Genomic DNA, 21,991 nt, shown 5'->3' with positions numbered 1-21,991 from the left:
CCGCGACCCTCGGGTCGCGGCGTCCATGTCATGCGGCCGAGCGCGAGGCCCGGAGGTCGCGTGAGACGGCGTGGGCGGCGGCGATGACGGTCTCCTCGAGCGCGGCGCTGATACGTCCGGGTCCCGGGCCGAGCACCGACAGTGCGGCGACCACCTCGTCCGGCGCGTCGCGGATCGGTGCCGCGACGGAGGTCGCCGGCGTCGGGAGCGGGCGGGTGAACTGGACGGCACCCCGAAGGCGCACGCAGGCGATGCCCGACCGCAGCGCGGCGGCGGCGATCACCTCGCCCTCCGGCTCGAGGACGTGCTCGCGAGCCAGGTAGGCGTTGCGGAACGGGGCCGGAGCGTATGCGAGGAGCACGTGCCCGAGGCTCGTCGCGCAGAGCGGCACACGCCCGCCGACGCTGTACAGCACCGGTGCAGCGTCGCGAGCGGTGAGCCGCTCGATGATCACCGCGGCGTCTCCGTCGCGGACCGCGAGCTGCACGTGGTGTCCCGTGACGCGGTGCAGCTCCTCGAGGTGCGGGAGTGCTACGGCGCGCAGACCGTGACCGCGCGGCGCGAGCGCCGCCAGTTCGAGCATGCGCAGCCCGATGGTGTACGTGCCGTCGTGGCGTCGCTCGAGCGCGCGAAGCCCCACGAGCCGTTGCGCGAGGCGGAGCGTCGTGCTCGTGGGGATGCCGGACCGCTCGCTCAGCCGACTCAGCGTCAGTGCGCCGTCGGCGTCGTCGAACGCTCCGAGCAGGCGGAACGCCCGATCGAGCAGGGGCTCGCCGGCCGCGGGGCGTCCGCCACGACGCGGGACGTCGTCAGTCATCTCGTTCCCGGACGACGCCGTCGATCTCGGCGACGTCGACGAGTGCTTTCAGCCCGGCGGTCATGCGTGGAACCGCTGGGTGATCGCACCGATGCCCTCGATCTCGGTCACGAGCGTCTCGCCGTCGCGCAGGAAGCGCTTCGGATCCATGCCGGCGCCGACCCCCGGAGGCGTTCCGGTGAAGATCAGGTCGCCGGGCAGCAGTTCCAGAATGCGTGAGAGCCGCGACACGAGCTCGGCCACGCCGAAGATCAGCTGCGCGGTGGAACCGTCCTGAACCCGCGTCTCGGTGCCGTCCACCTCGACGATCGTCGCCGAGATCGCCAGTGTCGCCGGGTCCGCGAACTCGTCGAGGGTGACGATCGCCGGCCCCGTGGGGGCGAAGTCCCGAAAGGACTTCCCCATGCTGAACTGCGCCGGGGTGGCCTGCCACTGCACGGTTCGCTCGGACAGGTCCTGACCGACGGTGTAGCCCGCGATCCGCGAGAGCGCTTCGGCTTCGGGGATGTCGCGACCGCCGGTCCCGATCACGACGACGAGTTCCGCCTCCCAGTCGACGGTTGCCCCCGGCAGCGTCACGTCGGCACTCGGCCCGGTGACGGCGGAGGCGAACTTCGTGAACACGACCGGCTCATCGGGGATCGGGAGCCCGGCCTCGGCCGCGTGGTCGGCGTAGTTCAGCCCGACGCCGACGACCTGACGCGGCCGGGGCGACGGTGCGCCGAGCTCCTCGTCCGGGAACGCCGTGGCGTCGGGGTGGTCCGTCACGTCGATCGCCGACGCCCAGGCGGCGAACTCGCCCCATGCGGCGAAGACCGCGGCCGGATCGGGGCCGAACCGTCCGCCACTGGCGGTCTCGACGTCGACGGCGAGGTGGTCGTGGATGAGCACGAGTCGGTCGGCGAGGTTGGCGATGCGCATGGTGGGCCTTTCGAGGGTTCAGGATGCCGCGGCGAAGCCGCGCACGGCGAGGTCGAGCGCGGCATCCGGATCGGCCGAGGCCGGACCTCGCCACGCGATGTGCTGATCGGGTCGCACGAGGACGAGGTCGTCGCCGGCGACTTGGGGGAAGCCGTGCGCGACGGGGTCGACGACGACGAGGGGGATGCCGCGGGCGGCCGCGGCATCCGCCCACTTCGACGAAGCGGCGCCGAGGAGCGTGAATTCCGGGCCCAGGAGGTCGAAGAGCGACTCGCCCTCGGGGTCCCGGGAGTGGGGGAGGCGATTGCCGGGTGCGGTGGTCGGGATGTACTCCCGCGTCGTCGGCGCCTGCGCCGCCGCACTCGGTCCGTACCCGTAGCCGAGGACGAGCCCGAGCGCGTGGAACTCGTCGCGCTTGGTCGCCTGGATGCGCTCGGCGGCGGCCGCACGGGCTTCATCGCCGTCGGCGCCCTCGGCGACGAGGTCGGGGGAGGCGAGCTCGATCGACAGGTGCTTCATGTTGTTCGCCGCGAGTTCGATCGTCTGCCGGGCGATCGGCCGGCGCTCGGCTTCGTAGCTGTCGAGGAGCGAGTCGGGCGCCCATCCGTTGAGGACCGCGGCGAGCTTCCAGCCCAGGTTGACGGCGTCTCCGACCCCGGTGTTGAAGCCGTGGCCGCCCCACGGCGGATTCTGGTGGGCCGCGTCGCCGACGAGGAAGGCGCGATCGGCGCCGTAGGAGTCGGCGAGCAGGAGCCGCGCCTGCCACGGATCGGTGGCGAGCACCTCCACGTCGATGTCAGCGCCGACGAGCGCACGCACGATCGACGCGGCTTCGTCGTCATCGGCGACGGACTCGGTACCCGTCGAGATGGCGAACCACTGGTCGTCGCGTCCCATCGGGCCGACCATTCCGGGCGCGCCCTGGTCGAGTACCCAGTGATGGACCGCATTCCGGGCGGGGACCATCGCGCCCAGCGTCCTCGAGCGGAAGGTGATGTTGACGTTCGGTCTTCCGCCTGGTGCGCCCTCGTAGTGCGCGCCGAGTGCGGCGCGCACGATGCTGCGCGAGCCGTCGGCGCCGACGACGTACTCGGCGGAGAGCGTGGAGACCTCGCCTGCGTCGTCCTCGACGGTGACCTTCGGTCGGTCGCCGGTCAGGTCGACGTCGAGCCCGCGGCTGCCGTAGCGCGTCTCGACGAGGGGCGAGGTCGCGAGCAGCGCACGCAGCGCTTCCTCGACGACCGGCTGGGTGACCTGCTGGCCGGCTTCCGAGGTCAGCGCAGATCCTTCGAGCTCGAGTCCGAGCACGTCGGAGATCCAGGTGATGTCCCGTCCCGCGACGGACGTGCAGAAGCGCACCTCCTTCGACCAGGACACGGGGATCGACGCGCGCGCGCGGATCTCCCGGGCCGCGCCGATGCGCCGGAAGAGCTCCATCGACCTGGCTGACGTGGTCTTCGCGCGTGGTCGGGAGTGCTCCACCGTCACCCGCGGCTCGATGATCGTCGAGGCCACGCCGTGGTGGGCCAGTTCCAGGGCGAGGGTGAGCCCGACCGGGCCGCCGCCGATGATGGCGACGGGCCGGTCGGGTCGGGGCGCCGGAGTGCTCACCAGACCTCGGGGAGGAAGATGTCCTCGGGGATGACCGCTGGCAGGTACTCGCCGGCGCGGGTGCGGTCGTGGATCTCCTTGAACGACAGGCCCGCGTCGCGAGCCTGGACGAGCTTCTCGGGGTCGAAGTAGGTGCCGATGGGGTTCTGCGCGAAGTCGAGCGAGTTGCCGATCCACTCGCTCGAGTCGGCCCAGTCGCCGAAGCCGTCGACCTGGATCTCGACGCCGTTGCCGTCGGGGTCCTGGTAGTACACCGACATCGTGATGCCGTGGTCGAGCGTCAGGAACGGGAGGATGTCGTGGTTGCGCAGCCGGACGTAGTTGTTCAACCACATGTCGAAGGTCGAGAACTCGAACGCGGTGTGATGGATCCCGGTCTCGTGGCCCTTGTCGGTCGGGTGCTTGAGGCCGGGCGGGGAGAGCAGTGCGATGCGGTGGTTCGCCTCGTCATTGGTGAGCCAGGACGCCTCGTCGCTCTGGAATACCGGACGAAGTCCGCAGACCAGCCCGTACCACTCCACCATCTCCTTCATCCGCAATGTGGTGAATGTGGTGTGGTGCAGCTTCGGCGGGTTCGCCGGCCAGTGGGTGGCCTGGTTCTCGGGCATGTGCGTCTCTCCTTTGAGATCGGGCGTTCGGGTGTGAGCGGATGCCGCGGGCCGTGATGCCTGCGGCGTTCTGAGCCATCACGATTCAACGTGACCCGAGATCAGGCGCATAGTGCGCGCAGCACAAATCGGGAGGGCGAACCGTGCGGTGTGCGCAATGTCCTTCGCACGATGAGCGTTCAGCCCAACGATTCGGTCTCGGCGAGGATCGCGAGTGCCGCCTGGAGGTGCTGCCGGCGCTCGGTCAGTGGCTGGCCGAGCAGCTCCTCGGCGCGGCGCACGCGGTACGTGACCGTGTTGCGCGAGACACTCAGTCGCTGCGCGGCGGCCTGGGGGCTCCCGCCGAGGTCGAGGTACGCGGCGACCGTGCGGCGGAGGTCGGCGGCGGTCGGATCGGTCGCCGCGAGCGGGCCGAGCTCCGCACGCGCGAACCGGATCGCGCGGTCGCGGTCGGCGAGGAGCAGGGAGATGAGGTCGAGATCACGGTAGGGCGTGACGGATGTCGTCGACGTCGACGACGATCGCAGCCCGAATGCCGCCAGTGCATCGTCGTGCGAGGCGCGGAATCCCGCCAATCCTCGTCCGGTGCCTCCGATGACCGCGTGCGTGTCGGCGGGCAGCGTCATCGATGCGAGGCGGTCCACGAATTCCTCAGGAGTGCTGCGCGGCGTCGCCCACGCCCAGACCATTCCGAGATTGACGGCGAGCACGAGGGATTGCTCGGCGCCGCTGTGGCGCACCAGGTCGCGGGCGGCCTCGTGGAGGGCCGTCTGATCGGCGTCGAGCGTCCGGGCGGAGCTCCACACCACCAGAGCGACGTGGCTCCGGGCGAGGTCGTAGCGAAGTCGCCGCGAGACGACCGCGAGGGGCTGGTCGTGGCCGCGCAGGAGGTCCTCGACCACGGCGAGGCGGGAGGCCGCATCGCTCTTCACCCAGCGGGCCTCCTCCTCGCGATACGACGCCGCCATCTGGGTGGAGAAGGCGTCGAAGAACGCGAACATGCGCTGCGACAGGGTGCGCATCTGCTCGTGACGCTGCTCGGGATCGCCGAGACGCGCGCACTCGGCGAGGAAGGCGCCGGCGATGACCGAATGACCGAGCTGGATGCCTCGGAGCAGCTCGTCCAGGCTCACCCGACGCCGCACGAAGTCCGGGATGCCGCCGAGCGCTTCCGACGTGGCCGGTCCCTCGACCTCCGCGCCGGACAGGAGCAGCAGGAGCTGGATGGTCGTGGACTCGGTGCCCATGCGCAGCACATCGAGACCGCCCTCGGCGATGTGTCCCGGGATCTCGGCCGCCACGCGCTCGGCGACCTCGAGGCCGACCTCGACCGCCCATTGGGCGGCATCGGCCCCGACCTCACTGACGACGCGGGCGTACTGCGCACCGCTGCTGGCCGGAACGAGCGAGTGCTGGGCGGCGCTCGGCCTGAGCAATGGCAGCCAGGGCACGGCAGGCGCGGCCGGGGTCGTCGGCGACGTCGCCAGACGCGAATTCCTCATCGCGGAGCCTCCGCGTGTTACCCTACCGGCGACGGGTCGACCAGATCGAGGGCCGCGGCGACTTGTGCGTCCGGGCCGATGCCGTGGAGCCGGTAGAGCTCCTGCAGTGTGCCGGTCTGGCCGAACTCGGTCACCCCGAGGTTCACGCTTCGGACGCCGCGGATGCCGGCGATGAAGGCGAGCGTGTGAGGATGGCCATCCAGGACGGTGACGACGGGAGTGGCTCGATCGGCGGGGAACACCTGCTCGATGATCGACGCGTCGCCGTCGCCATGACCGCTCCTGGCGCGCACCGCCCGGTAGAGGCGATCGGCACTCGTGACGCAGACGACATCGGCTGCGACGCCCATTTCGTGCAGGCGGTCCGCCGCGGTGAGCACCTCGGGCACGAGCGCTCCCACGCCCACGAGGGTGACGGCCGGTCGTTCCACGCGGCGCAGCGCGTAGGCGCCGGCGACCGCCTGACGCCGCCGCCGTTCGCGTGCCGCAGGGTCCACCGGTACGGCGGCGAGCGATTGATCGAGCACGCGCGACGTGAGCCGGAAGTAGCTCGACGACCCGTCGGGCCGCCCCAGGCGCGAGAGGGCATCGAGCATGCACCACTCGAAGTCCTGGACGAAGGCAGGTTCGAACGAGACCACGCCCGGCTGCTCGATGCCGATTGACGGCGTGATGATCGATTGGTGCGCCCCGCCCTCCGCGGCGAGCGTCACGCCGGACGGCGTGCCCACGAGGATCGACTGCCCTCCGCCGTAGACGCCGAACGACCAGGGCTCGAGGGCGCGCGTGACGAACGGGTCGTACAGCGTGCCGATCGGGAGCACGGGTTCGCCCCAACGACTCCAGGTGGTTCCGAGTTCGCCCAGCAGCGAGACCAGGTTGACCTCCGCGATGCCGAGTTCGATGTGCTGGCCGGTCGGACGTTCGTCCCAGTGCAGGATCGTCTCGGCGTCGTCGGCGAACCAGTCGCGCTTCTCGCTCGGCGACCAGACGCCCGCCTTGTTGACCCAGCCGCCCAGATTCGTGCTCGAGGCGACGTCCGGGGCGACGGTCACGACCCGTCGCGCCGCTTCGGGCGCGCGTCTCGTGAGGTCGAGCAGCAGCCGCCCGAGCGCCTGCTGGGTCGACGCGTGACCGCCGATGCTGCGCCCGAAGTCGCGGGGCACGTCGACCTTCGCAGGAGGCGCCGTGACCGGCCGCTGCAGGCGCTGGGCGACGAGCGAACAGAGCGCCGAGGCATCCGATCCCTCGTCGAACCGTCGCCACGGGTCGTCTGCGTTCTCGCCGAGCTCGGCAGCGACCTGTGCGAACTGCTCCGGCTTGAGAAGCGCCGAGTGGTTCTGCGGATGGCCGGCGGTCGGCAGGCCGTGCCCCTTGATCGTGTACGCGAAGATGACGGTCGGGCGTGTGTCGTCGATCTCCTCGAACGCGGTCACGAGGCTCGGGATGTCATGCCCGGCGAGGCCGCGGATCACGCGCATGACCTCCGCGTCATCCAGGCTAGCGAGCAGGGCGCGGATGTCATCGGCGTTCGGGCCGTCGCCGGGGAGCCGGTCGCGGAGCTCGGTCGCGGAGCAGCGGAGCAGTCTCTGGTACTCGGGGTTCGACATCTCATCGATGCGCTGCTCGAGCGCGCCACCGCCGGGGGAATCGAACAGTGCGCTGAGGAAGCTCCCGTATTTCAGCGTGAGCACCTGCCATCCGGCGGCCTGGAACATGGCCTGGAGCCGGGTCGCCGAGATGTTGGGCACCACGCGGTCGAGGGACTGCCGGTTGAAGTCGACGATCCAGACGATCTCGCCGAGCTCCGACACGGTCTGGTCGAGCACGGCCTCCCAGACCGCCCCTTCGTCGAGTTCTGCGTCGCCCACCAGGCTGTACTGACGTCCGACGCTGCGCGGGTTCCCGGCGATGTCGGCCGCATAGCGTCGCGCGATCGCGCCCCAGACCGGCGCGGTCGCGCCGATGCCGACGGAACCGGTGGAGTAGTCGACGGTGTCCGGGTCCTTCGACCGGCTGGGGTAGCTCTGCAACCCCTTGAACGCGCGCAGCGTGCCGAGCTGGTCCGCGTCGAGTTCGCCGAGGAGGTAGTTGATCGCGTGCAGTACCGGGGAGGCGTGCGGCTTCACCGAGACGCGGTCCTCCGACGTGAGGGTCGTGAACCACAGGGCGGTCATGATCGTGGCCAGCGATGCGCTGGAGGCCTGGTGACCGCCGACCTTCAGGCCGTCGGGGTCCTTGCGACCGGCGGCGTTCGCGGCGTCGATGATCGCCGTCGAGAGCCACAACACCTTGCGCTCGATCGCCTGCAGTGTCTCGAGCCGACGAACCTCGGGCTCTCGCGTCATCATCGACATCGGCGACCTCCTTGTTCCGATAAGAATATATCTTATACACTAGCGACGGGTTCGTTCGAATCGCAAGCGACGCGTGCCGCGCGTGGCACGATGTGATCCGGGCGGACGTCGAGACGCCGTGGAGGGTGCGATGACGATGGAACGCCAGGTCCGCTCGGTGGCGGGCGCCAACGCCTCGGCGGTGGACCTCGTGACCTCGGAGGTGCGTCGCGCGGTGCTCACCGGCGCGCTCGCGCCCGGCGCGAACTTCTCGATCCGCGACCTCGCGGACCAGCTGGGTGTCAGTCACATCCCGATCCGCGAAGCACTGCGTCGACTGGAATCGCAGGGGCTGATCATCCTCCGACAGGCGCGCAGCGCGAGCGTCGCCCCGCTGAGCAGTGCGGATCTGGCGGCGATCTACCGACTCCGCTACGTCATCGAGCTCCCGCTGGCGGGGGAGTCGGCCGGCAAGCGGACGCCCACCGAGGTCGCACGGCTCGAAGCCCTGCTCGAGGGCACCCGCGACCACGACCCGGAGGTCGCCTGGCAGGCCCACTACGACTTCCACGAGGCACTGGTCCACCCCGCCGCCAACGAGTGGGACGAGCGCATCCTGCACACCGTCTGGATGGCTGCGGAGCGCTACACCCACCTCGTATTCGACCCGACGCAGATCACCGAGGAGGAACGGGTGAGGCGGTACGAGACCCATCGCGTCCTGCTTGACGCGGCACTGGCGGACGACCCGGATGCGATGATCGACCTGCTCCGCGCCCACCTCGCCGCGAACGAGGCCAAGATCCGCACGCACATCGACGCACTCGAGCAACTCTGAACCCAGGGGGTTGTGCCCGAGCCGGTCGATGCCTAGCATGCAGGATATATCGTAGCGAATAGCGAAGGACAACGATGTCTGCACTCATCCTGGGCGCCACGGGAAACGTCGGCCCGCATGTCGTCTCGGCGCTCGTCGGCGCCGGCGAAGCCCCACGCGTCATGGTCCGGGACGTGCAGCGCGCGCGCGATCAGCTGGGCGAACACCTCGATATCGTGGGCGGCGACATGAGCGACGCCGGGGCGCTCCATGCCGCGGCGGAGGGGATCGACACGGTCTTCCTGCTCTCGCCCCACGCATTCGCGATGGCCGATGCGCAACTGCGGGTCATCCGCGAACTCCGCCGCAGCCGGGCGCGCATCGTCAAGCTGTCGGGCACGAGCTCGGCCATCACCCCCGACGGACCCCACGCCTGCCGTCAGCACTGGGAAGTGGAGCGCGTCCTGCAGGAGAGCGGCCAGCCGTTCGTCATCCTGCGGCCGAACTCGTTCCTCCAGGTGCTCGTCGAGCGTCTGATGCTGCCCGGCCTGAAGGCCGGCGGTGCGCTCATGAATCCGCTCGGCGACGCCGGGATCAGCCTCATCGACGCGCGGGACGTCGGCGCCGTGGCCGCACGGGTCATCGCGAGCCACGAATGGGACGGTCTGACGTTGTCGCTCACCGGCCCCCGTGCGGTCACCTACGCCGAGATCGCGGACCTCGTCGCCGCGCGCACCGGCGTGCCGGTCGACGTCGTCGACGTCGCACCGGGGCAGGTGCGTGCGTCCCTGATTGCGCGGGGCACCGAGGAGTGGGAGGCCGACCACTTCGCGGAGATGTACGAGTTGTTCCGGGCGGGGGAGTCCGAGTTCGTGACCGACACGGTCGAGCGAGTCCTCGGACGCCCGGCCCGCACGATCGAATCGTTCCTCGACGAGGTGCTGGAGCCCGCCGAGGTGATCGCGTGAGCGGCTGCCTGCCCTGCGAGCTCGAGCACGCCGAGGCATCCGCGATCGCCTACCGCGACGAGCGCTGGGCGTGCGAAGTCGCCCGCGGCTACGACGTTCCGGGATGGTTCGTCCTGCGACTGCGACGGCACGCCGAAGGCTGGGACGGCCTCACCGCCGAGGATGCCGCGGAGTTCGGCCCGGTGTCGCAACGGCTCGCGACCGCGCTCACGGCGGCGACGGGCGCGCCGAGCGTCTACTTCCTCAGCTTCGGGGAGAACCACCGACACTTCCACTTCCTCGTCATCGCTCGCCCGAGCGACCTCGACCCGGCATTGGCGGGCGCGTCCATCCTGACGCTCCGGTCCGACCACCGGGACGCCGCACTCGCTCGCGGCGTCGCAGCGGACCTGCGGGAGGCACTCGCCCGCGACCAGGCGACGGCATCCGCCTGAATCGACCACCCACCCACAACCCGAGAGGACGACGATGTCCATTCCGTTCACCCACACCCATGGCGACCGCCGCTACAGCGGCCGCTCGAACCTCGACCGCGTCGAGCGCGCCGACGGCGCGCCGCTCGTCATCGCACTCCACGGCGGGACCTACACCTCCGAGTACTTCGACATCCCCGGCTACTCGCTGCTCGATCGCGCGACCGAGCGGGGCATCCCGGTCATCGCGCTCGACCGCCCGAACTACGTCGACTCCAGCCCGCTCGAGAGCGAGGACTCGATCATCCTCGCGAACGCCGCAGTGCTCGGCGACGCGATCGGCTCCATCTGGGAGCAGTACGGCGAGGCGTCCCCGGGCATCGTCCTGCTCGGCCATTCGATCGGCGGCGCCGTGGCGACGGCGATCGCCGCATCGGACCCGTCATGGCCGCTCCTCGGCCTGACGACCTCGGGCTGCCTCGTGCGAGTCCCGCAGGAGTCGCGCGGCGCCTGGGAGTCGCTGCCGCCGATCCCGATGATCGACCTGCCCGTTCCCATGAAGGACCAGGTCATGTTCGGGCCCGCCGGCACGTTCGCCGACGACATGCCGGCGGCCAGCCACCCCTCCAACACGCTGGTTCCCAAGGTCGAGCTGCTCGACATCACGGGCGGGTGGATCGGACGCCGTGCCGAGATGTGCGCGCAGGTCGGCGTTCCCGTGTACCACCGGCAGGGCGAGTTCGACGCGCTCTGGGTCACCGACCAGGGCGAGGTCGAGCAGTATCGCGCAGGATTCACGGCTGCGCCGACCGTCGACATCGAGCTGCAGCTCGGCTCGGGGCACTGCATCGACTTCCACTCGCCGAGCGCCGAATTCCAGCAGGGTCAGCTCGACTTCGCCCGCGAGGTCGCGAAGGCCGCGGTCGCCTGACATGGCCACCGTGCTGCGCGGCGTCCGTGTCTTCGACGGCGACGGGTTCGGCGACCCGACCGACGTCGCGATCGTCGACGGCAGGATCGCGGATGCCGCGCAGGCGGGCGCCGGTCCGGAGGTCGCGGCCGAGGGCGGCTTCCTCATCCCGGGCCTCATCGACGCCCACATCCACCTCGCCGGTCCGCAGACGCAGGAGCTGCTCGCCGCCTCGGGCGTGACGACGGCGCTCGACATGAGCTCGCCGCCGCCGCTCGTCGCCGCGATGCGGGGACGCACCGGGGTGGCCGACATCCGCAGCGGCATGCTCGCTCTCACCTCGCCGACGAGCGCGCATGCGCAGCGGATGTCGGCCGTGCCCGGTGCTGCGGAGACCCATGTACCCGGCGCCGCCGAGGCGACCGACGCCGTCGAGCGTCGGCTCGCGCAGGGAGCCGACTACCTGAAGATCGTCGTCGACCTCCCCGGATTCGACCAGGAGACCGTCGACGCCCTCGTCGCGGCCGCGCACGACCACGGGCTGCGAACGGTGGCGCACGCGTCGCGATCGGATGCGGTCGACATGGCCGAACGCGCCGGAGTCGACGTACTAACCCACGTTCCCCTCGACCAGCCGATCGGGGCGGAGCAGGCGGCGCGCCTGGCTTCCGACGGCCGCGTCGTGGTGCCGACGCTCACGATGATGCGGGAGATCGTCGATCGACTCGCGGCGTCGGGCGCGCCGGGTCCGTCCTACGAGCCGGCGCGCGAGTCGGTACGTGCGCTGCACGCGGCCGGGGTCCCGATCATCGCCGGAACCGACGCCAACGAGACGCCGGCGGCACCGGCCTCGCCGACGCACGGCACGAGCCTCCACGACGAACTCGCGCTGCTCGTGGAGGCCGGCCTCAGCCCAGACGAGGCCCTCCGCGCCACCACCTCGGCGGCCGCCGACCACTTCGGGCTCGACGATCGCGGCCGCATCGCGCCCGGCCTCCGCGCCGACCTCGTGCTGCTCGACGCCGACCCCACGATCGACATCGCCGCGACGCGCGACATTCGAGGCGTCTGGATCGCAGGGGAGCGCGTGGTGGGCGTCGCGTGATCCTCGTCACCGCCGCGGCGGGCAACCAGGGCAGGCTCCTCATCCCGAAGCTGCTGCGCGCCGGACTGCCGGTCCGCGCCGCCGTGCGGTCCGAGGCCTCCGCGGCGAGCCTGCGCGCACTCGGCATCGACGAGGTCGTGGTCGGCGACCTCGCCGACCCGGCCGTGCAGCGTCGCGCCGTCCGCGACGTCGACCGCGTCTACCACGTCGGCGCGACGCTCAGCCCGGGCGAGCGCGAGATGGGGATCGGCCTCATCGACGCTTCCCGCGCCGAGGGCGTGGAGCACTTCGTGTTCAGCTCGGTGCTGCACGCCATCATCACCGACCTCGTGCAGCACGAGATCAAGCGCGATGTCGAGGAGCACCTGCTCGGTTCGGGGCTCGAGTTCACCATCCTGCAGCCGTCGAACTACATGCTGCCGCTGAAGCTCCGCCCGGCCTTCACGCGAGGGATGTTCGAGCTGTCGTGGTCGCTCGAGCGGCGGCAGAGCCTCGTCGACCTCGACGACGTCACCGATGTCGCCGTCGCCGCGCTCACCGACTCCGCCCGCCACGCCGCGGCCACCTACGAGCTGGTCGCACCCGGCCGGTGGACGGCCGTGGAACTCGCCGAGACGATCGGCGACGTGATGGGTCGGCCGATCGAGGCGCGCCGGATCGATGCGGACACCTACGCCGGGGCATGGCTCGGGGATCGTGACCCGACGACCGCGACGCACGAACTCCGCGTGCTGCGCTCGATCAGCGCCCGCTACAGCGCGAGCGACTTCGTCGGCAATCCCAACGTGCTGACCTGGCTCCTGGGACGCGAGCCGACCTCGTTCGCCGCGTTCGTCCGGCGGGAGTGGCGCGCCTTCCGCGCCGCAGCGGGTCAGAACGGGTAGCGACCCGGCTGGCTGCTGACCGTCCGCAACCGCAGTTCGGTGAAGTCCTCCACGGAGTAGTACCCGGACCGGCCCCAGCCGCTGTCCTTCACGCCGCCGACGGGGAGCGCGGCCTCGCTGGCCATGGTGGGCGCGTTCACGTGGACGATGCCGGCATGCAGTCGCTCGGCGAGGTCGAGGCCGCGCGCGCGATCCCGGGTCATGATCGCCGCGCTGAGCCCATACGGCGTGTCCTGCGCGTCGGCGAGCGCCCGCTCGGGGTCGTCGAACGCCTCGATGACCAGGAGCGGGCCGAAGGTCTCGTCGCAGCCGGTGGTGCACACCGCGTCGCTCGGGACGTCGGTGAGGATGGTCGGTCGGTAGAGCCGTCCGTCGCGCTCTCCGCCCGTGACGAGCGTCGCCCCCCGATCGAGCGCGTCGCGCACGCGTGCCTCGACCTGGGCCACAGCGCGGTCGTTGATGAGCGGCCCGATGACGACCTCGGGATCTGTGGGATCTCCGACCTTCAACGCGTCGACGCGTGTCGCCAGGCCGGCGACGAACTCGTCGTGGAGTGCTCGCGCGACGTACACCTTGCGCGTGTTCATGCATACCTGTCCCTGGTGCAGGAACGCGCCGAACGTGACCGCATTGATCGCCTCCTCGACATCGGCGTCGTCGAGGACGAGCACCGGGTTGAATCCGCCGAGCTCGAGGACCATGCGCTTCAGCGCTCGGCCCGCGCGTTCTCCGAGGATGCGCGCCGTGCGGTCGGAACCGGTGAAGTTGATGCAGCGCACGGCCGGGCTCTCGAAGAAGACATCGGCGACGGCGGATGCCTCGCCGGGGGCGTGGGTCACCACGTTGAACGTGCCCGGTGGGAAGCCGGCCTCGGCGAGGATCTCGGCGTGGAGGAGCCCGGCGGTCAGCGGCGCCTCCTCCGACGGCTTCACGACGGTCGTGTTGCCGAACGCCATCGGCAGGAGGAAGGTGCGCCAGGCGAGGTAGAAGGCGCCGTTCCACGGCGTGAAGCCGGCGACCACGCCGAGGGGCGCGCGGGTGACGGTCGCGGTGCGGCCCGGCACGTCGCTGCGCAGGACGTCCCCGTACGGCAGGTAGCCCCAACCGGCCGCCTGCCGGAGCATCGCCGCGGACAGGTGGACCTGGAACGCGGCGAACGCACGGCTCGAGCCGCCTTCGACGGCCATCAGTCGGATGATCTCCTCCTGGCGACGATCGACGATGTCCGCGGCGGTCAGGAACAACTGCTGTCGCCGGGCCGGCGGCAGCGCGGCCCACGCGGGGAACGCCGCCGAGGCCGCGGCCACGGCCGCCTCGGCCTCGGCTCGTCCGCCGGCGGCGGCGTCGGCCACGAGCGCGTCATCGAGCGGATTGCGGACCGGGAAGGTCGCGCTCGAGGCATCCGACCAGCGTCCGTCGATGAAGTGGGAGGTCGCGATCGGGGCGTGCGCCGCGTCGGTGATGGTCATGCCGTCCTTCTCTGCTGGGGTCGTATTCCGAGGAGGGCCTCGGCATTGCCATGGGCGATGAGCGCGCGATCGTGCTCCGACAGGGGTGCTGAACGCAGGCGGGCGGTCGCACGGCTGCTGCTCGCGAACGGATGGTCCACCGAGAACAGGATGCGCTCGACGCCGAACGCCGACAGCGCGCACTGGAGCGGCGCGTCGTGGTCGTATCCGCTCGTCGTGAGCCAGAGGTTGCGGCGCAGGGTCTCGGCGACGGTCAGCGAATGGCCCTTCACGACCGGCGTGAGCATGTCCTCGATGCGCTCGAGGTGGAAGGGAAGCCCCTCGCCCATGTGCCCGACGATCAGCTCGAGTCCCGGCAGATCCTCGAAGACGCCGGCGACCACGATGCGCAGCACGTGCATGGCGCATTCCGAGTGCCAACCCCAGCCCGAGGTCGACAGGCACTCGGCCACGTCGGCGTCGAGGTCGGAGTAGTAGGTCGCCCGCACGGCGGGCGGCGGTGGCGCCGGGTGGAGGTAGATCGGCACGCCGAGATGCTCGGCGGCGGCAAGGATCGGGCGCACGGACGGATGGTCGAGGAAGACGCCGCGGGTCTGGCCGTGGATCATCGCGCCGAGGAAGCCGAGCTCCTCGACGCACCGTACGAGCTCGTCGCGCGCGGCGAGGGGGTCGGACATCGGCAGTGAGGCGAAGGCGCGGAACCGATCCGGATGCCTCGCGACCGCGGTGGCGAGACGCTCGTTCAGCGTGCGGCTGACGTCGGCCGACTGTGTCGGGGCGAGGTCCTGCACCGTCCAGGCGAGTGCGGATAGCACCTGGACGTCGACCCCCGCATCGTCCATCGCCTGCAGCCGACCTTCGTCGAGGTCGTCGAGCTGTTGGATGCGCACGCTTGCGCGGCGACCGAAGTCGAGGCCGGCGGACTCGATGACGTCGCGCGGGAACATGTGCTCCTCGAGTGCGATGACCCTCATGCGGACGGCCGATCCGATGCGTCGGCGCGTGCCGTGGCGGGGATCGCGAGCGCGAGGCCCGCCCCGATGACGCCGACGATCGCGAAGGCGTAGAAGTTCCACTGGACCGCGAGACCCGACGACAGCACGGCGGCGCCAATGATCGGCCCCAGCATCGCGCCGGTGCGCCCGACCGCGAGCGTCCAACTCAAGCCGGTTCCCCGGAGGGCTGCCGGGTACCTCGCCAGCACGAACGCGTTAATCAGGGCCTGCGTCCCGTTCAGTCCGAACCCGCATACGAGCATCAGGGGCAACAGCGCCCACAACGGCGGCCCCTGGGCGATGAGGATCAGGCTCGCGGCTCCTGCGCCGAACGCGATGACGGTCACGAGCTTCGGACCGACGGCATCGGCGACCTTGCCTCCCACCACCATCCCGACCCCGGCTCCGACGGCGACCACGGCGGTCAGGAGGAGCGCCGAGCCGAGCTCGAAGCCGGCCGTTTGCATGATCGTCGGCAGCCAGGCAGTGACCCCGAACACGAGCAGCAGCGCGCAGGCCGCCATCAGCCAGAACAGGACGGTGACCGCGCACAGCCCGGGGCGGAACAGGGCGCGGAGTCCGAGCCCGCGCGGACCCTCGTCGTCGAGGACCGGCAGGGGGAGGTCCATCGCCGAGGTCAGGTCGTGCGCCTCGTCGATCCGGCCCGCCCGGATCAGGTGCACGGGACTCTCGGGGAGGAGCCTGATCACGAACGGGATCACCAGCAGCGCGGGGACGGCGCCGACGACGTAGATCCAGCGGAAGCTCGCGGCGGGCAGCAGGGCCGCGGCGATGAGGGGAGCCGAGAGTCCGCCCAGCGCGATCCCCGCCATCGCGATCCCGACGTTGCGCGACCGGCGCCCGACCACGGACAGGTCCGTGACGAGCGCGAGGAGGGTCGGGGGCACGATGCCCATCCCGATTCCGACGACAGCGCGCCCGGCGATGAACATCCCGGCGGACGGCGCGACCGCACAGGTCAGCATCCCGAGCGGAAGGAGGACGATCGCGACGACGAGGAGCCGACGCGGGCCGGCGCGATGCGACAGGATGCCGCCGAGCGCCGCGCCGACGAGCATGCCGAGCGCCGTGACCGCACCGGCGATGCCCCCGGAGGACGTCGACAGCCCGAAACCGGGATCTGCGAGCATCGACGGCAGCGTGACGCCGAGCGCGGCGAGATCGTATCCCTCGAGGATCAGGAGGGCGAACGCCAGCGACAGAAGGGTGCGCTCGGAGATCGTGCGTGCGATCACGGGAGATTCGGTCACCATCGACCTGCTCCGTTCTTTCGGGTGGCATCAGGCTGGCATGGCGGCAAACAGGTGTCCAATGCATATCAGGGCACGGTTACTATGATGCGCATGCATATCGATGCGGTCGACCTGAACCTGCTGCGGCCGCTGCAGCTGCTCCTCCGGGAACGTCACGTCTCGCGCGCGGCGGCACGAGCGAACCTCACCCAGTCGGCGATGAGTCGCGCGCTCGCACGGCTCAGGGTCGCATGCGACGACGAACTCCTCGTTCGCACGCCGACGGGCTACCAGCTCACCCCACGCGCACGGGTGATCCAGGACGAGCTCGCCACCGTGATGCCGACACTCCGGTCGCTCTTCGAGGGCGGTTCGTTCGATCCCGCGACCGCTGCCGACACCGTTCGCATCGCCGGGTCGGACTTCGCGGTCACGATCCTCGGCGACGACTTGTTTCCGCGGTTCACTCGAGCGGCCCCGAACATGTCGCTCTCCATCGCATCCATGGCACCGTCGACGTTCGACGATCTCGACCAGGGGCGCCTCGACCTCGTGCTCACGCCGCTCGTCGCGCCCGGCAACCTTCGCCGCCGGATGCTCTTCACGGAGGACTTCGTCTGCGTCCTCTCGGCGTCCCATCCGGTGACGGCCGATCGCCTGACGCTCGCCCAGTTGGGCGAGCATCCGCACGCGACCGTTGCGGGCATGTTCCCGCAGCAGACGATCGTGGTCGGTCAGCTCGAGCGGCTCGGCGTCCACGCGACGACCGAGGTGCGGGTGCCGTACTTCACGGCCGCGATCGCCGCCGTACGTCGCACCGAGCTCATCGCCGTCCTGCCCCGCCGCCTCGCCGAGCGGCACGCCGACGCATCCATCCGGATCGCCGAGGCGCCCCCGGAGATCACCGGCCTGTCGTACGGGATGTACTGGCACCCCCGGCTCGATGCGGACCCGGTCCAACGGTGGCTGCGACAGTTGGTCGTGCAGGTGTCGGGCGTGGCGACCGCGCGGCATCATCGCGATGGCGATGCGCCGCTCGCCGGCCGAGGCGTTCGCTGAAACGTGATGGTGCGACACGGCGAGGATTCGCCCGCGCATGCCGACTCTCGCGAGTCGCACGGACTCCTTCGCCCGCGAAATGCTGACGACCGCCGCCGCAGGTGACCAGGAACCGGCAGAGAACTCCCTCGGAGACCAGATTCGGCCCGTATGACTCCGTAGCAGCGCGTACACTGGGGCCCATGAGATCCGCGGAATCACGCGGAATTCCGCCCCTCACGGGCCGGATCCGAAACGCCGAGATCGACTTCAGTTGTTCTTGGTTCGAGTCCAGGTACCCCAGCAAGAGAAACCCCCGATTCGCCGGGGGTTTTCGTTTTTCTGCGAACGCGCGGACGGTATGTCCGATTTCCGCTACCCTCTCAGGTTGGGCGCGGTCCTTTGTGGCCTCTCGCCCGCACTTCCGGGGATCTCGGGGGATTCGCCGTCGCGAAGCCTGGGAGGACGTGATCCCTGACGAGTTGTCCTTGGTTCGAGTCTGCGGGAAAGTACGCTTCACCACTGATTATGCGGTTACCCGACCGGAGGCGCGGCACGGTCAGACCAGGCTGCAGCGCACAGCAACGGCGACGGCCTCGATCGTCGTGCGGGTGCCGAGCACGCGCCCGGCGTTCTCGATCCGCCGACGTACCGTCCTTTCGGAGAGGCCCGCGCGAGAGGCGACCTGCCCGAAGGTGAGCCCATCGGCAAGGAGGGCGAGGATAGCGCGCTCCTCGTCGGACAGATCTTGAGCGGAGCGGTTCCGGTCGCGGCGATGGCCTCGTGGGTCCTGCATCCCTGAGATGTGGTCTCGCATGGGTCGCTCTCGTTCCGGCCTTGCAGAGTGCAACAGGAACCCCCTCGCGTCGCGTCGTCACGGCCTCCGGATGGATGGTTGAACGCCAACTGAATGGATTCAATCTTCGAGTCGAAGCTACTACATCCGGGCCCGATTCCGTACCCCCGGGTCGACATCTCGGATGCGTCGTGGCCGGAGCTCCCCGACACGTATCCGAACATCGGCTCGAACTCACGCGCACACGACTGCGGTGCAGCGACCGGGGATCCCGGACGCTGCACCGCAGCGATGGAAGGGCGGATCAGCCCAGCGTGCTCGTCACCGAGTAGCTGCCCGAGCCGAGCATGAACTCGGCAACTCCGTCCATGAACTCCACATCGACGTCCGCGTCGACGTTCACGACGTCGGCCGACGCTGCCGGCACGCGAACCGTCGCGGTGGTGCCCGCCGGAATGTCGAACTCGTAGGAGAACGCATCACCGTCGACGCTCCACGCGCTGGTGATATCGCCGTACGGGCTCCGGTACTCGCCCTCCACCTCGGTGATCTCCCCGGTCGGGTCGATGTGCGGCTGGAGGAAGAAGTGCTTGAACCCGGGGTTGGCCGTGTCCTTCGAGATGCCGGCCATGTCCTCGTACATCCACTCCACGATCGCGCCGTAGGCGTAGTGGTTGAACGAGTTCATGCTGGCCGGACCGAAGCCGTCCTCGATCGAGTACGAGTTCCAGCGCTCCCAAATGGTGGTTGCACCGTTCTTGACCGAGTACAGCCAGGACGGCATCTCATCCTGGTGCAAGAGCGTGTACGCGAGGTCACCGCGTCCGACGTCGGTCAGCACCGGGTTGATGATGTTCGCGCCCAGGAAGCCCACCGAGATCGTGTCGGGGGCGTAGTCGGCCCGCGTCGTCTCGATGGTCTGAGTCCCCTGGGGGCCGTGGTTGGCCACGAACTCATCCGTGGCGTTGATGTTGTCGGCCAGCAGCTGGATCATCTGGTCGCGCTGCTCATCGTCCTCGTAGAACCCGAGCTTCAGCGCCCAGAGCAGTGCGGTCTGGGTATCGTCCTCCGGGATGCCGCCGTTCGTGAGCGCGAAGCCGCTGGTTGGCAGCGAGGAGAGGATCCGCACGCCCGCCACCGGGTCGTCCACCACGTACTTGTCGAGGAACGCCTGCTTCTGGTTGGCGAACCAGTCGTCGTACTTCGCAGCCTCCGCCGTGCGCCCGGTGGCCGTGGCCATCTGGCTCATCAACGAGGTGGAGTACGCGTAGTAGTAGTCGCTCGTCAGCTGGTTGGACGTGTGCTGGAACGAGAGCCAGTCGCCGAAGACCGCGCCCTGGCCGGCCCACGAGTCGCCGGTCTGCTCGTGGATCCAGTCGAGGTACTTCTCCATCGCGCCCCAGCTGTCGTCGATGATGGTGTCGTCACCGGTCATCTGCCAGAGCGTCCAGGGAATCACCACGCCCGCGTCCGACCATCCGCTGATGCCCCGCTGCGACAGGAACGAGAACGCCGCTCCCGGCGACACCGAGGTGAACTGCGCGCCGTCCGGGCCGTAGAGCTCCGTGGTGTCGATGAAGCTGTCCATGAAGTGGCTCAGGAACCACGACGAGTCACCGTTGTAGAGGGCGGTGTTGGCGAAGACCTGGGTGTCGGCCGTCCAGCCCTGGCGCTCGTTGCGCTGCGGGCAGTCGGTCGGGATCCACAGGTAGTTGCCGCGCTGGCCCCACCGGGTGTTCTCGAACAGCTTGTTGATGTATTGATCGTCGGTCGTGACACGGCCGATGTCGGTGATCGCCGACGTGCCGACCTTGCCCTGCACGTCGTGGACCGTGACCTCAGCACCCTCCGTCATGACAGTCACCTCGACGTACTGGAAACCGTAGAAGCTGAGGCTGTCCTGGTGCGTCTCCATGCCGTCGCCCGAGAGGATGTAGTTCGTCGTCGCACGTGCTCCGCGCAGGTTCTCCAGATACACCGAACCCTCCGGTCCATCCGCACCCTCGGAGTCGTCGTTGAGGAACTCGCTGAATCGGAGACGGATGGCCGTGCCCTCGTCACCGCTCACGGTGAACTTCGGGACGCCGACCATGTTCTGGCCGAGATCGTAGACTGCGGTCTCACCGTGGGCGAGGGTCACCTCGGCGTCCGCCGCAGCGTCGCCCGAGACCGAGCGCGACTCGTCCACGACGACCTCGCCGCGGCCGTTGGGGCTGGACTCCTCGTTCGTCACGCCGGTGTGCACCGAGAGCGACACAGGCTGGGGCGACATCTCGTCCATGATGCGAGCCGTCTCGCCGGGGTAGGCGGTCAGCACGGCGTCCGGGAACGTCGATTCGTACGGGCTCTCGACAGTGCCGGCCCAGCCGGAGTCGTCGAAGTCCGCCTCGCTCCAGCCCGGGATCTCCATCGTGGCGTCGTAGTCCTGGCCGTCGTATACGCCGTCGAAGCGGTACGGGCCGGTGTCGGTGGCGCGCCACTGGTCGCCCGCCTCGGTCACGATCGACTCGGTCGTCCCGTTGGCGTACTCGACCAGGAGCTTGGCCTTCAGTGCCAGTGGGTTACCGTTGCGCGAGTAGTAGTTCGCTCCGTTCGAGATGCTGCTGTTGAACCAGCCATTGCCGAGCACCGCGCCCACCGCGAGTTCGCCGCCGTCCTGCTTGGCGGCCCGCACCATGTCGGTCACGTCGTAGGTCATGTAGTTGACCTTGACGTCGTAGTTGGTCCAGCCGGGGGTCAGCAGTTCGACCGTCTCGCCGTCGCCCTGCGGGACGGAGACGCGCTCGCCGTTGATGTACGCGTCGTAGACGCCGAGCGAGCTGATGTAGAGGCGCGCGTCCTGCACCGCAGGCTTGGCCAGATCGACATCCGTGCGGAACATCGGCATGCCGGGGGAGTTCGGCTCCTTGTCCGCCATCGAGATCCACTCAGCGCCGTCCCAGTTGGTCTCGCCATCGTCGCTCAGCAACGCGGTCTCGAACGAAGCGACCTCCGAACCGGGGCGGATGAGGCGACCGTTCGCGTCCCATACATCGACCTTCCAGAAGTACGCGGTTGACGGCTCGAGTGCCTCGCCCTCGTACTCGACCGCGATCTGCCGATCGGATGCCACCTTGCCGGTGTCCCAGACCACGCCTCGGCCATTGCTCAGGCCGGCCTCCGACGTGGCGACGACGATCCGGTACGCCGTCTGGCGCTGGTTCCGCTCGGTCGAGGTGATGTTCCAGCCGAATCGGGGCGATTCGACGTCGACGTTGATCGGAGCGACGCGGTGCTCCGTGGTCAGGTGGGTCACGGCGGCGTGTGGAGCCGCGAGGGCGACCGTCGGAGTCAGCGTCATCAGACCCAGGGCCACGGCTGAGGTCAGAGCGATCGTTCTGAATGGTTTCTGGATGGACACGAACTGCTCCCTCGTCATTGAGTGGTTTTCGGCTAGTTCAGCCCGAGGGTGAGACGCTGGCAAGACCTCAAGAGGATCTTGGCCGCATCCGGTCAGAATCGCTGGTGTGCTCCACGCCGGCGCCGATCGCGGCGAGCGGCGGGTTGGA

18 protein-coding genes are annotated in these 21,991 nt (G+C 69.7%); 7 read left to right on the top strand and 11 right to left on the bottom strand.

What is annotated here, in order from left to right; translation table 11 throughout:
• Positions 1-28: 28 nt before the first annotated feature.
• The 6 genes from ACQ393_RS04120 to ACQ393_RS04095 all read right to left on the bottom strand — a co-directional run bounded on the left by ACQ393_RS04120 (position 29) and on the right by ACQ393_RS04095 (position 7,816).
• Entirely contained in the window at positions 29-817 is a 789-nt protein-coding gene (locus ACQ393_RS04120; protein ID WP_430645551.1) for an IclR family transcriptional regulator, read from the bottom strand.
• 60 nt (positions 818-877) lie between these two features.
• The gene (locus tag ACQ393_RS04115; RefSeq protein ID WP_430645550.1) at positions 878-1,738 is read right to left on the bottom strand and encodes a fumarylacetoacetate hydrolase family protein; all 861 of its coding nucleotides are present in this window, start codon (positions 1,736-1,738) and stop codon (positions 878-880) included.
• Positions 1,739-1,756: 18 nt separating this feature from the next.
• Positions 1,757-3,349, bottom strand: coding sequence for an FAD-dependent monooxygenase (locus ACQ393_RS04110; protein WP_430645549.1), 1,593 nt, complete (start codon positions 3,347-3,349; stop codon positions 1,757-1,759).
• On the bottom strand, positions 3,346-3,957 hold the full coding sequence (locus tag ACQ393_RS04105) for a VOC family protein (protein WP_430645548.1): 612 nt from the start codon (positions 3,955-3,957) through the stop codon (positions 3,346-3,348). Before ACQ393_RS04105 ends, ACQ393_RS04110 begins: the two co-directional genes overlap by 4 nt.
• Before the next feature lie 179 nt (positions 3,958-4,136).
• Positions 4,137-5,459, bottom strand: a complete 1,323-nt coding sequence (locus tag ACQ393_RS04100) for a PucR family transcriptional regulator (RefSeq protein WP_430645547.1) — start codon at positions 5,457-5,459, stop codon at positions 4,137-4,139.
• A gap of 17 nt (positions 5,460-5,476) precedes the next feature.
• Entirely contained in the window at positions 5,477-7,816 is a 2,340-nt protein-coding gene (locus tag ACQ393_RS04095; protein WP_430645546.1) for a transketolase-like TK C-terminal-containing protein, read from the bottom strand.
• Positions 7,817-7,946: 130 nt separating this feature from the next.
• Between ACQ393_RS04095 and ACQ393_RS04090 the strand changes: the two genes are divergently transcribed.
• From ACQ393_RS04090 to ACQ393_RS04065, 6 genes are all read left to right on the top strand, one after another.
• A complete protein-coding gene (locus ACQ393_RS04090) occupies positions 7,947-8,633 on the top strand; it encodes a GntR family transcriptional regulator (RefSeq protein WP_430645545.1) in 687 nt (228 codons plus the stop codon).
• 74 nt (positions 8,634-8,707) lie between these two features.
• Complete coding sequence (locus ACQ393_RS04085) at positions 8,708-9,580, top strand: NAD(P)H-binding protein (RefSeq protein ID WP_430645544.1); 873 nt, start codon at positions 8,708-8,710, stop codon at positions 9,578-9,580.
• The gene (locus ACQ393_RS04080; RefSeq protein ID WP_430645543.1) at positions 9,577-10,014 is read left to right on the top strand and encodes a hypothetical protein; all 438 of its coding nucleotides are present in this window, start codon (positions 9,577-9,579) and stop codon (positions 10,012-10,014) included. The genes ACQ393_RS04085 and ACQ393_RS04080 overlap by 4 nt, the downstream gene beginning before the upstream one ends.
• 34 nt (positions 10,015-10,048) lie before the next feature.
• Complete coding sequence (locus ACQ393_RS04075; RefSeq protein WP_430645542.1) at positions 10,049-10,924, top strand: alpha/beta hydrolase; 876 nt, start codon at positions 10,049-10,051, stop codon at positions 10,922-10,924.
• Between the two features lies 1 nt (position 10,925).
• On the top strand, positions 10,926-12,008 hold the full coding sequence (locus ACQ393_RS04070; RefSeq protein ID WP_430645541.1) for an amidohydrolase family protein: 1,083 nt from the start codon (positions 10,926-10,928) through the stop codon (positions 12,006-12,008).
• Positions 12,005-12,892 carry an NmrA family NAD(P)-binding protein gene (locus ACQ393_RS04065; RefSeq protein WP_430645540.1) on the top strand — a complete coding sequence of 296 codons (888 nt, stop codon included), beginning with the start codon at positions 12,005-12,007 and terminating at the stop codon, positions 12,890-12,892. The genes ACQ393_RS04070 and ACQ393_RS04065 overlap by 4 nt, the downstream gene beginning before the upstream one ends.
• Here the strand turns inward: ACQ393_RS04065 and ACQ393_RS04060 are convergent.
• Genes ACQ393_RS04060 through ACQ393_RS04050 form a run of 3 tightly spaced genes read right to left on the bottom strand, consistent with a single transcriptional unit; the run spans position 12,880 to position 16,627 of the window.
• Positions 12,880-14,361: an aldehyde dehydrogenase family protein gene (locus tag ACQ393_RS04060; protein WP_430645539.1), complete on the bottom strand. Its 1,482-nt coding sequence runs from the start codon at positions 14,359-14,361 to the stop codon at positions 12,880-12,882. The genes ACQ393_RS04065 and ACQ393_RS04060 overlap by 13 nt on opposite strands.
• A complete protein-coding gene (locus tag ACQ393_RS04055) occupies positions 14,358-15,335 on the bottom strand; it encodes an amidohydrolase family protein (protein ID WP_430645538.1) in 978 nt (325 codons plus the stop codon). Before ACQ393_RS04055 ends, ACQ393_RS04060 begins: the two co-directional genes overlap by 4 nt.
• Positions 15,332-16,627 (bottom strand): MFS transporter, encoded by a 1,296-nt coding sequence (locus tag ACQ393_RS04050; protein ID WP_430645537.1) that lies wholly within the window; start codon positions 16,625-16,627, stop codon positions 15,332-15,334. The genes ACQ393_RS04055 and ACQ393_RS04050 overlap by 4 nt, the downstream gene beginning before the upstream one ends.
• 93 nt (positions 16,628-16,720) lie before the next feature.
• Here ACQ393_RS04050 and ACQ393_RS04045 point away from each other — a divergent pair, with 93 nt between their 5' ends.
• The gene (locus ACQ393_RS04045; RefSeq protein WP_430645536.1) at positions 16,721-17,668 is read left to right on the top strand and encodes a LysR family transcriptional regulator; all 948 of its coding nucleotides are present in this window, start codon (positions 16,721-16,723) and stop codon (positions 17,666-17,668) included.
• Between the two features lie 538 nt (positions 17,669-18,206).
• On the opposite strand, the gene ACQ393_RS04040 is transcribed toward ACQ393_RS04045, so the two are convergent.
• Both ACQ393_RS04040 and ACQ393_RS04035 read right to left on the bottom strand, forming a co-directional pair.
• Complete coding sequence (locus tag ACQ393_RS04040) at positions 18,207-18,464, bottom strand: LuxR C-terminal-related transcriptional regulator (protein ID WP_430645535.1); 258 nt, start codon at positions 18,462-18,464, stop codon at positions 18,207-18,209.
• A 283-nt stretch (positions 18,465-18,747) separates the two neighbouring features.
• A complete protein-coding gene (locus ACQ393_RS04035; RefSeq protein ID WP_430645534.1) occupies positions 18,748-21,783 on the bottom strand; it encodes a family 78 glycoside hydrolase catalytic domain in 3,036 nt (1,011 codons plus the stop codon).
• Positions 21,784-21,991 lie beyond the last annotated feature (208 nt).

It is taken from the genome of Agromyces sp. GXS1127 (assembly GCF_050565425.1).
In the GTDB taxonomy this organism is placed as follows: Bacteria; Actinomycetota; Actinomycetes; order Actinomycetales; family Microbacteriaceae; genus Agromyces.
This window is presented reverse-complemented; position numbering and strand designations above follow the sequence as displayed.